The organism is Streptomyces sp. NPDC058579 (assembly GCF_042718575.1).
Taxonomy (GTDB): domain Bacteria; phylum Actinomycetota; class Actinomycetes; order Streptomycetales; family Streptomycetaceae; genus Streptomyces.
Map to the genome: position 1 here is coordinate 555,811 of NZ_JBHXPI010000002.1, position 11,351 is coordinate 567,161.

The following is an 11,351-nucleotide window of genomic DNA, read 5'->3' on the forward strand; positions in this document are numbered from 1 at the left end:
GTCCGGGCGAGTGCCTCAGGCACCCGCGTGTACGTGGGCGGCCCACAGGCTCGGGCTGGCGGCGAACGCGGTGCGGCACTCCAGGACCGCCTGGTGCAGCGCGGCCGCCGTGCGGCTGTCGTCCAGTACCGGACCGTCGTCGTCGGAACGCAGCCCCCGGTAGAGGAGGCGGGTGACACGGACGGCCACGGCGTCGTGCACCGCCCAGAGCGTGCCGACGGCGTGGGGATATCCCGCGAGCTGGAACGCGGACGTGATGTGGATGGACTCGTCGGCCAGGTCCCCGTCGGCGCGCGCCGTCTCGCAGGCCGAGAGCACCGCGAGCCGCGCGGCCGGCAGTTCGAGCCGGGCGATCTGGCGGACCGTCAACGGCCGGGTCCGATGGTCGTGCACGAGCAGCCGGCCCGCCGAGGGGTCGGCGGGTTCACTGACGCCGTGGCAGGCGAAGTGGACGCACGGGTGATCCGGCAGGGCGGCCATGACGTGGTCGAAGGTGGCCTCTTCCCCGTACAGCACATCGGTCGGCAGCAGCGCGCTCAGCGCCTTCACCTCGCGTCGTGCCCCGCCGAGCGGCCGGGCTCCCGGGGTGTCGGGGAGGGCCACGGCGAGCAGCCGGCCGGGCGGCCGCGGGGCGGCGGCGCGGTCCCGGGCGTACTTGAGCGCTCTGACGGTCGGCGTGTACGAGGAGACCACACGGTCCATGACGGTCCTGGGCCCTGCCGCACTCTCAGGACGCGGCACGCGATCGGGGCTCTCGCCGTGGTGACCCGCCGCGTGCAGGGGCAGGGCGGCCAGCGTCCCGCCCGGCGACCACCACAGCCGGGGCAGCTCGCCCTCGGGCGCACCGGTGAGACCGAGCCGGTCGAGCACCGGGCCTGTGACGTGGTCCCAGGTCCAGGCCAGGACCTCCGCGACGGTCCGCTGGGCGTCCTTGTCGCGGGAGGGGTCCATCGCGTCGGCGAGCGCGAGCCGGAGCCTGTCCGCCTGTTCGGCGACGGCGTCCGGGGTGGCACGCGGCAGCGGCACGAGGAGGACGCCTTCCGGGTGCAGGACCAGGGCGTCGCTGCGGTAGCCGCTGCAGTAGGCGAGCACGACGGGGCCGTCCGCCGCGCACGCGAGCAGGGTGTTCTCGTCCGGTGCGGTGAGGAAGTCGGAGAAGCCCGGTGCTCGGCGGATCCGCGCCACCAGCTCCTCCAGCCGGCTCGCCAGTGTGTGCCGCTGCTCCGAGGGGGTGATCGGTAGTCGGCCGAGGGCGGCTTCCGCCACGTCCGCGGCCTCCAGCGCTTCGATACGGTCCCGGATCGAGACGAACGCCTCGGCGAGACCCGGGTGGGCGGCGCGCAGCCGGCCGAGTCCGTCCCGGGTGGTCATGGCCCGGCTCAGCAGGACGCCCCGGCCCTGCTCCAGGAGCGCCACCGCGCGTTCCGGACGTCCCGCGTTGACCGCGCACGCGGCGGCCTCGGCGGCCAGGCCCCGCACCCGGGACAGACCGCGCTCCTGGTCACTGCGGGCAAGCCGACGCGAAGCGGCGAACGGCAGGAGTTCCAGGGCCACTTCATGGCCGCGCAGGGCCTCGTCCCAGCGGAGGCCGGCGGCCGCCGCGGCTCCCCAGTCCCAGGCCGCCAGAACCCGCTCGTGGGCGGGGATGGCCCTCGTGCCCGCGGCCTGCCGGTAGGCGTCCTCGGCGGCCGACAGCACCCCAGGGTCACCGTCCTGGTCGTGCAGGGCACGTAACGCGTCGCCGTACGCCCTCAGAAAGGTGCCGTGCGCCGAGCCGCCCTCCGGGGCCGACCAGACGGCCCGGCCCAGATCGCTGACCGCCTGCTCCAACAGCCCCTCACCGCCGCTGTGATGATGTCGCGTCAGACGGGCGGATCCGAGGTTGGAGAGCACGAGCGCAAGCGCCGGATCCCCGTACGGGGCGTGCTCCGCGGCCTCTTCGAGCAGGGCGATCGCCTCGTCGAGGTCCGACACGTCGGAACTCCCCCCGAACCGCGTGCGCAGGGCGTTGGCCAGGTGGTTCAGCCGGTCCGCGCGGACCGGTCCGGACCGCGGGGCCAGGGCCAGGGCCCGGCGGGCCGCGCGGATCGCCTCGTCGGAGGCGGCCGTGTCGCCGGTCGAGCCGTGCCAACTCTGCAGAACCACACCGAGGTTGGCGAGGCGTGCGACCCGAGCGGCGGGATTCGCCGCGGCAGCCTCGGCGGCGTCCCGAGCCAGCCTGGTGGCTTCCCGCAGAGAGCCCAGGTCGTCCGTCTGCTCGGCGCGCTCCCAGAGGGTGACGGCTAGGTTCGCCAAGGTGTTGGCGTGCGCGCCGGTGCCGGGCCGCTGCTGGGCGAGGGCGGACCGCAGGACGATGATCGCCTCGTCGAGAACGCCTTCGTCCCCGGTCATCTGGGCGAGTCGGTGCAGGGTGTTGCCGAGGCTGTTCATCCTCATGGCCTGCTCGGGGGAGCCGGCCGCGAACAGAGGCAGGGCCTCGCGCAGCAGCTGCGCCGACTGACGCAGCAGTTCGGGGTCACCGTTGTTCTCCGCGGTCAGACGCAGCGCGATGCCCAGACAGGCGAGCCGCTCGGGGCGGTCGGGGTGGCCGGCGCGGGTCTCGGCCAGCGAGGCGCGGTGCACGTCCAGCATCTCCGCCAAGTCCCCCTCTTCGGGGTGGTGTTCGTTCCAATGGCGAAGCCCCTGGGCGAGGTTCCCCAGGGTGAGCCGACGGGCCTCGCTGCCCGGTGGACTCTCCCGCACCACGGCCCGCCACAGGTCCAGGGCGTCGCGCAGCGCGGTGGTGTCGCCGCTCTGGAGATAGGCGCTGTGCAGCGCCGTGGCGAGGTTGTTGCGGTAGCCGAGTCGGTCGGGCGAACCGGGTGGAACGATCTCCAGCGCGTCCCGCAAGGCGCTCGTGGCCCGCTCCAGGTCCGTCCCGGGGCCCGCCGGGTCGCCCTGCCCGCCGTACTTGTGCCGAGCCTGCAGGGCCTCGCCCAGCGAGGCCAGTGCCTGCGCGCCGGTCTTGGCGTCCTGCGGCAGATCGGCAGCCCGTTCGAACAGCTCGATCGCCTGGTCGAGATCGCTCGCCTGCCCGTGGACGCCGAAGCGCTGGCGGTACGCCAGGGCGAGCAGCACGATGTCCTGGCGGTGTACGCGATCGCCGGAGAGCACCCGTTCACGGCCGAGGGTGATCAGCGCTTCCACATCACCTGTGTCGCCCGCCAGTTGCCACCGGCGGTACAGGGCGATCAGGAGATTTCCGGCGAGATGCGGCACCAAGGCGGCACTCTTCGCGGCCGCGAGTTCCTGACGGTACGCCCGGACGGCCTCGTCGAGCGCACTGCGGTCGCCCGTCCTCAGATGGTGCCCCAGCAGTTGATCGGCACCCGGCTGCCCACCGGGTCCTTCGGCTGCCGTCGCATCCGCCGCATCCGCCGCGCTGACCACGACCACCCCCGGTTGAAGCCCCGGACCGCACATCCACGCGTGTCGTCCACGTTACGGCCCGTGTTCACGATAGCCAAGAAGCCATCGGATCGTTGAGGTCCGGCCGTACAATCAGCCCCACGTGACAACCGGCGTTCTGGGGGAGCGGAAGCGTGGCGCACACGGCCGACGGGGCGGGCACCGGTGACGGGGCGGACGCCAGCGACGGGGCGGACGCGGCCGACGGGGCGGGCACCGGCGACGGGCGGCTCGGGGAGCTCTGCCGCCGGCTCTCGGACCCCTCCTCCTCACCGGAGTTCGGCGCTCTGGGCGAGCAGGGCGCCCGGCTCGTCGAGACCATCGTCTCCGCCCTGCGCGACGGCCGATCGCCCGAACAACTCGACGATCTTCTCGACGAGTTGGAAGAGCTGCTCCTCGCGGCGGGGCACAGCGCCGGACTCGGCTCCTACCGCACGACGCCCCTTCCTCCCACCCCCGGCTTCCAGGGCCTGCCGGTGGCCGGGCCTGGGCATCCCGCGCTGTACGTGCTGGCCTGCCCCACGGGCCGGTGCGGGCGCGTGGAGGCACCGGACGCCGACGCCCCGGACCGGCCCGCCTGTGGCATCCTCGGCCGGCCGCTGAGCGAAGTCCCCCTCCGGTGACCAGCGCCTTCCTCAGCGCGCTGGGGGGCCGGATCGCCGACCGGTGGCTGACGCTCCTCGCGCTGCCCGGGCTGCTCTTCATCGCCGCCGTCACCACGGCGACGGTGCTCGGCCACGAACACTGGTCCGACGTGGGGCAGTTGCGGACCTGGATCGACACCGTAGCCGCTTCCCCCGTGTCCCGCAGCGCCGGCACCATCGCTCTCGTGGCCCTTGCGCTGCTGCTCGGCGCGGCGGCGATCGGCACGGCCGCCCAGACCCTCGGCACCGGACTGGAACTCCTCTGGTGCGCCGAGCCCCGCGGGCCCCTGCTGCGGCGCCTCGCCGACCGTAGGTCGCGCCGTTGGCGCGCCGCCGACGCCGTGTTCCGCGCCGCCCTTGTCACGGCCGGCCGCGCCCGCGTCACCGGGGCGGACGACGCCGACCGGCTCGCCGACCTCGCGGAACGCCAACTCGCCGAGCGCGACCGGATCGCGGCCGTCGCGCCACGCCACCCGTTCTCCATGGGCGACCGGCTCGCCGCGCCCGGGCAGCGGCTCTGGCGCGCGTACCGCCTGGACCTGGCGGCGGCCTGGCCCCACCTGTGGCTCCTCGCCGCCGACGGCACCCGCGCCGAACTGCACGCCGCTCGCGTACGGTTCGGGGCGGCGGCGCGCCTGTGCGCCTGGGGCGCCGGCTACCTGGTCCTCGGCTCGTGGTGGTGGCCGGCCGCCCTGGTCGGGATCTGCGCCGTCGCCGCGGGCCTCCGCCGAGGCCGGGCCGCGGCCGACGCGTTCGCCGAACTCACCGAGGCCCTCGCCGACCTGCACGTCCGCGACCTGGCGGCCGCCCTCGGCATCGACTCCCCGTCGGGCATGGACCGCGCGCTCGGCGAGCGCCTCTCCCGGGCTCTGCGGAAGACCGGCTGACGGGGTCGCCTCTCCCGGCGCGGATCGGTCCGTAGGTCAGGACGTCACGCGGTGCTGGAGGGCCGGTTGCCAGGTGGGGACGGGGGCTTCCGGCGGGGAGTCGGTGCGGCGGCCGCCACGGGCGAAGAAGGCTTCCAGAGGGAGGATCGCCGCGCCCACGGTGACCGCGTCCGGGCCCAGGGTGCCCAGTTCGATACGGGTCCGCTCGGCCGGGTAGCGCAGGGCGAAGGCGGCCGCGTGGGGCTTGACCGTCTCCAGGAAGCGGGAGCCGAGCTGGAGGCCCGCCCAGCCGCCGACGAGGATGCGCTCGGGCTGGAAGAGGTTGATCAGGTCGGCGAAGCCGGCGCCCAGGTACTCGGCGGTCTCCTCCAGGACGGCGAGCGCCGTCGCGTCGGGCTCCGCGTCCGAGCCCTCCGGCGGGTACGCGGCCGTGAGCATCGATGTCAGCGCCGTCTCCTCGTCCGCCCCGACGGGCGGTTTGCCACCCGCCTCCCGCCAGCGCTCCAGGAGCGCCTCGGCGCCCGCGTACGCCTCCAGGCAGCCCTGGGAACCGCAGCGGCAGCGGCGCCCCCGGACCCGTACCGTCAGATGGCCCCACTCGATCGCCCGGCCCGACTCCGTGCCCTCGCCGATCACGCACGCGCCGACACCCGAACCGAAGAGCACGACCACGGCCTCGGAGACCCCGCGCCCCGCGCCGAACCACATCTCGGCCTGGCCGAGCGTCTTGGAGCCGTTGTCGATGAGGTACGGCACGCTCTCGGGCACCGCGCCCGTCTCCCGGAGCAGCCGCTCCAGCGGGACGGCGTCCCAGCCCGTGGTCTGGCCGTGCACCACCGCGCCGTCCTCGGGCGTGTGGGCGACGATGCCGGGGACGCCGACGCCGACGCCGAGCAGCCGCTCCGCGGGCACGTCCGCGGCGCGCAGCACCTCGGCGATGCCGTCGCGCACGTGACCGACCACGATGCCGACCTCGTACCGGCCGTGCGGGCCAGGGCCGCCGGGACCGCCGCCAGGGCCGCCGCCCGGGCCTGCGCCCGGGACGCCCGGACCCTCCGTAGCCAACGGCCGTTCCACGCGCGCGAGTTCGGTGAGGGCGAGGTCGAACAGCTCCACCCTGATGCGGGTCTCGCCGACGTCGACGCCGATCATGCAGCCGCTGCCGGGCCTCACGCGCAGCAGGGTGCGGGGGCGGCCGCCCGCCGAGTCGACGCTGCCGGCCTCCTCCACGAGGCCCTCGGCCAGGAGCTCGCCGACCACGTTGCTGACCGAGCCCGAGCTCAGGCCGGTCGCCGGGCCGAGCGTCAGGCGGCTCTGCGGCCCGTCGAAATACAGTCGCCGCAAGACGGCGGTGCGGTTCTCCCGCCGCAGGTCACGCACCGTACGGCTGCTCTTCGCTCGCACTCTGCCCCCAGTTCCTGAAGTACCTGATCGCAAGATACCCCTGTCGGGGCCCTTGACGCGACCTTCTCTCGGCATTTAACTCACGTCCTAAAATAAGCCGGGAGGGTGTACGGGGCGAGCACGGGACGTCTCGCCCGCCCCACCTCCTCCCCGGACTCCGTCACTCCCCGAAAGGGCCTTGAGGAGCCATGCACAGAATCAGAGCCGCGGTCACCGGTGCCGTCACCCTCTCCCTCGTCCTCACCGCCGCCGCCTGCGGAGGCGGCACCTCCGACGGTTCCGGCTCCAACTCCCAGCCGAAGACGCTCACGTACTGGGCCTCCAACCAGGGCTCCAGCATCGAGGTCGACAAGAAGGTCCTGCAGCCCGAACTCGACCAGTTCGAGCGGGAGACGGGCATCAAGGTGAAGCTGGAGGTGGTGCCCTGGTCGGACCTGCTCAACCGGATCCTCACCGCCACCACCTCAGGCCAGGGCCCCGACGTCCTCAACATAGGCAACACCTGGAGCGCCTCGCTGCAGTCCACCGGCGCCCTGCTGCCCTGGGACGACGCGGCCTTCGCGAAGATCGGCGGCAAGGACCGCTTCGTCGACTCCGCGCTCGGCTCCACCGGCGCCCCCGGCGAGGACCCGGCCGCCGTCCCGCTGTACTCCATGGCCTACGCGCTCTACTACAACAAGAAGATGTTCAAGGACGCCGGCATCGACAAGCCGCCGGCCACCTGGGACGAACTGGAGTCCACCGGCAAGCTCCTGAGCAAGGACGGCAAGTGGGCCATCGGCGTCGAGGGCGCCAACCTCTCCAACAACATCCACCAGGTCTTCGTCCTCGGCAAGCAGCACGGCGCCGACTTCTTCACCGCCGACGGCAAGGCCGACTTCACCTCCGACGGGGCCGTCGCCGCCGTCAAGCAGTACGTCGACCTCATGGCCGGCCAGAAGATCGTCGCGCCCGGCAACGCGGAGTACGCCCAGAACCAGTCGCTCAGCGACTTCGCCAAGGACAAGACGGCCATGGTCCTGTGGCAGACCCCCTCGCAGACCTTCGCCTCCCAGGGCATGAGCGAGGACGAGTGGGGCGTCGCCCCCGCGCCCGTACCCTCCGGCGCGCCCGGCCAGGGCACCTCCGTCAACTCCATGGTCGCCGGCATCAACCTGGCCGTCTTCAAGAACACCAAGAACCTCGACGGCGCAACGAAGTTCGTGAAGTTCATGACCGGCGACGAGGAGCAGAAGACCCTCAACCAGGCCTACGGTTCCGTCCCGCCGGTCAAGAGCGCGCAGGCGGACCCCGCCTTCGACACCCCCTCGCTCAAGGTCATCCGCGACACGCTCGCCACCAGCGCGTCCGCCCTGCCGCAGGTCCCCGAGGAGTCCCAGTTCGAGACCGTCGTGGGCACCGCGGTCAAGGAGCTCTTCGCCGACGCGGCGGCCGGCCGCCCCGTCACCGCCCAGTCGGTGAAGGCCGCGCTCGACAAGGCCCAGCAGCAGATGCCCAAGAAGTAGGCACGGGAAGAACAAGGCCGGACCACTCATGACATCGACCGTCACGCACCAGGCAGGGCCGCGGACGGTGCGGAAGACCCCGTCCGGAGAGGCGCGCACCCCGCGCCGCCGCTCCGGACGGCTGCGCCGCATCTCGCTGCCGTACCTGCTGCTCCTGCCCGCCCTCCTCCTCGAACTCCTCGTCCACCTCGTGCCGATGGTCATCGGCATCGCCATGAGCTTCAAGGAGCTCACCCAGTTCACCATCCGGAACTGGGGCGACGCACCCTGGGCCGGCCTCGACAACTACGCGCTCTCGATCGACTTCGACGCCCCCGTGGGGCAGGCCCTGCTGAAGTCCTTCGTGACGACCTGCGTGTTCACCGTCGCGTCCGTGGGCCTGTGCTGGCTGCTCGGCACCGCCGCCGCCGTCTTCCTGCAGGAGTCCTTCCGCGGCCGCGGCCTGCTGCGCGCGCTCTTCCTCGTGCCGTACGCACTGCCCGTCTACGCCGCCGTCATCACCTGGGCCTTCATGTTCCAGCGCGACAACGGCCTGATCAACCACGTCCTGCACGACCAGCTCGGCATCGGCGACAGCCCCGCCTTCTGGCTCATCGGCGACAACAGCTTCTGGGCGCTGCTCGTCGTCTCCGTCTGGAAGGGCTGGCCGTTCGCCTTCCTCATCGTCATGGCCGGTCTGCAGAACATCCCGCGCGAGCTGTACGAGGCGGCCGCCCTGGACGGCGCCGGGGTGTGGAAGCAGATCCGGCACATCACCCTGGCTTCGCTGCGACCCGTCAACCAGGTCCTCGTCCTCGTGCTGTTCCTGTGGACCTTCAACGACTTCAACACGCCGTTCGTGCTCTTCGGCAAGGCGGCGCCCGAAGCGGCCGACCTGATCTCCCTGCACATCTACCAGTCCTCGTTCCAGACCTGGAACTTCGGCACCGGCTCGGCGATGTCCGTCCTGCTGCTGCTCTTCCTGCTCCTCGTCACGGGCGTCTACCTGCTGCTCACCAGCCGAGGAAGGAAGACCGGCGATGCCTGAACCCGCGCCCGCGCCCGCACCGGCGCCCGCGCCCGCCATGCGGAGGCCGCCGCGATCGCCGATGGCCGCACCCCGTTCCTTCCTCTGGACCCGGCGGATCTTCCTCACCCTCCTCACCGGCTTCGTCCTGCTGCCGGTGTACGTGATGGTCTCCAGCTCCCTCAAGCCGCTGGAGGACGTCTCGGAGAAGTTCCAGTGGATCCCGAGCGCGCTCACCCTCCGGCCGTACGTCGACATCTGGCAGACCGTCCCACTGGCCGACTACTTCGTGAACTCCCTCGTCGTGGCCGGCGCGGCGACCGTCTGCTCCGTGGTGGTCGCCGTCTTCGCGGCGTACGCGGTCAGCCGGTACGGCTTCCGGGGCAAGCGGGTCTTCACCGTGACCGTGCTCTCCACGCAGATGTTCCCCGGCATCCTCTTCCTGCTGCCGCTGTTCCTCATCTACGTCAACATCGGCAACGCCACCGGGATCGCGCTCTTCGGCTCACGCGGCGGGCTGATCCTGACGTACCTCACCTTCTCGCTGCCGTTCTCCATCTGGATGCTGATCGGCTACTTCGACTCGATCCCCCGTGACCTGGACGAAGCGGCCAAGGTCGACGGCTGCGGGCCGCTCGGCGCCCTGTTCCGGGTGATCGTCCCGGCGGCGATCCCGGGCATCGTCGCCGTCGCCGTCTACGCGTTCATGACCGCGTGGGGCGAGGTCCTGTTCGCCTCCGTGATGACGAACGACACCACCCGCACCCTCGCCGTCGGCCTCCAGGGCTACGCCACCCAGAACGACGTGTACTGGAACCAGGTCATGGCGGCCTCGCTCGTCGTGAGCGTCCCCGTCGTCGCCGGCTTCCTGCTCCTCCAGCGCTACCTCGTCGCCGGCCTGACGGCAGGTGCGGTGAAGTGACGCTCTTCAGCAGCCCCGTGTCTCCACCGATGTCTCCACCGCAGTCCCCACCGACGTCAGAGAGGTCCTCCGTGTCCGACTCCACCGACGCCCGCACGCCCTCGGCGCTCGACCTGGGCGCCTTCCCCGCCGGCTTCTCCTGGGGCACCGCGACCTCCGCCTACCAGATCGAGGGCGCCGTGGCCGAGGACGGCCGCGGCCCGTCCATCTGGGACACCTTCTCCCACACCCCGGGCGCCATCGACAACGGCGACCACGGCGACGTCGCCTGCGACCACTACCACCGCTGGCCCGAGGACGTCGCCCTGATGCGCGGCCTCGGCGTCGACGCGTACCGGCTGTCGATCGCCTGGCCCCGCGTCCTGCCGACCGGCGACGGCGCCCTCAACGCGCCGGGCCTCGACTTCTACGACCGGCTCGTCGACGGCCTGCTCGACGCCGGGATCACGCCCTCGGTCACCCTCTACCACTGGGACCTGCCCCAGGCCCTCCAGGACCGGGGCGGCTGGGCCGAGCGCGAGACCGCCGAACACTTCGGCCGGTACGCCGAGATCGTGGGCGCCCGCCTCGGCGACCGGGTCACCCAGTGGGCCACCCTCAACGAGCCGCTCTGCTCGGCCTGGATCGGCCACCTGGAGGGCCGGATGGCCCCCGGCCTGACCGACCTCACCGCCGCCGTCCGGGCCTCGTACCACCTGCTCCTCGGCCACGGCCTCGCCGCCCAGGCCCTCCGCGCCGCCGCCCCCGCTGCCCAGGTCGGCATCGTCACCAACCACTCGACCGTGACGCCCGCGTCCACCCGGCCCGAGGACATCGCCGCCGCCGGCCGCATGGACGGCCACACCAACCGCTGGTGGCTCGACCCCGTGTACGGCCGCGGCTTCCCCGCCGACCTGCGTGAGCTCTACGGCGTCGAGCTGCCCGAACGGCCGGGCGACCTCGCCACGATCGCCACCCCGCTGGACTGGCACGGCGTCAACTACTACTTCCCGGTCACCGTCGCCGACGACCCCGCCGGACCCGTCCCGTACGCCCGTGAGGTCCGCCTGCCGGACGTGCCCCGCACCGGCATGGACTGGCAGATCGACGGCGGCGGGCTCGAAGCGCTCCTGATGCGGCTCACCGACGACTACGGCGCCCGCCGGCTGTACGTCACCGAGAACGGCTCCGCCTTCCCCGACCGCGTGGGCCCCGACGGCACGGTCGACGACCCCGAGCGGACCGCGTACCTGGAGGAACACGTGGCCGCCTGCGCCCGCGCCCTGCGCAAGGGCGCACCGCTCGCCGGCTACTACGCGTGGTCCCTGCTCGACAACTTCGAGTGGGCCTACGGCTACGACAAGCGCTTCGGCCTCGTCCACGTCGACTACGCCACGCAGCGGCGGACCGTGAAGGGGAGCGGCCTGCGGTACGCGGACATCATCCGCGCCCACCGGGGCCTGACCGCCTGACCGTTCCGTCGGTGGGGCCCCCCCCGGGGGGGGGGGGCCCCCCGCCGGAGGCCGCCCGCAAGGCCGAGCGCCGGCCAAGCCCACC

At 72.8% G+C, this 11,351-nt stretch carries 9 protein-coding genes; 7 read left to right on the forward strand and 2 right to left on the reverse strand.

The window, feature by feature from the left end; translation table 11 throughout:
* Positions 1–15: 15 nt before the first annotated feature.
* Complete coding sequence (locus tag ACFWRO_RS05280) at positions 16–3,117, reverse strand: CHAT domain-containing protein (RefSeq protein ID WP_384504463.1); 3,102 nt, start codon at positions 3,115–3,117, stop codon at positions 16–18.
* Here ACFWRO_RS05280 and ACFWRO_RS05285 point away from each other — a divergent pair.
* The 3 genes from ACFWRO_RS05285 to ACFWRO_RS05295 are packed head-to-tail and all read left to right on the forward strand — an operon-like array spanning position 3,076 to position 4,978.
* The gene (locus ACFWRO_RS05285) at positions 3,076–3,525 is read left to right on the forward strand and encodes a hypothetical protein (protein ID WP_384504465.1); all 450 of its coding nucleotides are present in this window, start codon (positions 3,076–3,078) and stop codon (positions 3,523–3,525) included. The genes ACFWRO_RS05280 and ACFWRO_RS05285 overlap by 42 nt on opposite strands.
* A 56-nt stretch (positions 3,526–3,581) precedes the next feature.
* Positions 3,582–4,070 carry a hypothetical protein gene (locus ACFWRO_RS05290; protein WP_384504467.1) on the forward strand — a complete coding sequence of 163 codons (489 nt, stop codon included), beginning with the start codon at positions 3,582–3,584 and terminating at the stop codon, positions 4,068–4,070.
* A complete protein-coding gene (locus ACFWRO_RS05295; protein WP_384504469.1) occupies positions 4,067–4,978 on the forward strand; it encodes a hypothetical protein in 912 nt (303 codons plus the stop codon). The genes ACFWRO_RS05290 and ACFWRO_RS05295 overlap by 4 nt, the downstream gene beginning before the upstream one ends.
* Before the next feature lie 36 nt (positions 4,979–5,014).
* Here the strand turns inward: ACFWRO_RS05295 and ACFWRO_RS05300 are convergent, their stop codons facing one another.
* A complete protein-coding gene (locus ACFWRO_RS05300) occupies positions 5,015–6,382 on the reverse strand; it encodes an ROK family protein (RefSeq protein WP_384504471.1) in 1,368 nt (455 codons plus the stop codon).
* A gap of 188 nt (positions 6,383–6,570) precedes the next feature.
* Between ACFWRO_RS05300 and ACFWRO_RS05305 the strand changes: the two genes are divergently transcribed.
* From ACFWRO_RS05305 to ACFWRO_RS05320, 4 genes are all read left to right on the forward strand, one after another.
* Positions 6,571–7,887: an extracellular solute-binding protein gene (locus tag ACFWRO_RS05305; RefSeq protein ID WP_384504473.1), complete on the forward strand. Its 1,317-nt coding sequence runs from the start codon at positions 6,571–6,573 to the stop codon at positions 7,885–7,887.
* 28 nt (positions 7,888–7,915) lie between these two features.
* The gene (locus tag ACFWRO_RS05310; protein ID WP_384504475.1) at positions 7,916–8,914 is read left to right on the forward strand and encodes a carbohydrate ABC transporter permease; all 999 of its coding nucleotides are present in this window, start codon (positions 7,916–7,918) and stop codon (positions 8,912–8,914) included.
* Between the two features lie 61 nt (positions 8,915–8,975).
* Positions 8,976–9,815, forward strand: coding sequence for a carbohydrate ABC transporter permease (locus ACFWRO_RS05315; protein ID WP_384504525.1), 840 nt, complete (start codon positions 8,976–8,978; stop codon positions 9,813–9,815).
* A gap of 29 nt (positions 9,816–9,844) precedes the next feature.
* Positions 9,845–11,266, forward strand: a complete 1,422-nt coding sequence (locus tag ACFWRO_RS05320; protein ID WP_384504476.1) for a GH1 family beta-glucosidase — start codon at positions 9,845–9,847, stop codon at positions 11,264–11,266.
* Positions 11,267–11,351 lie beyond the last annotated feature (85 nt).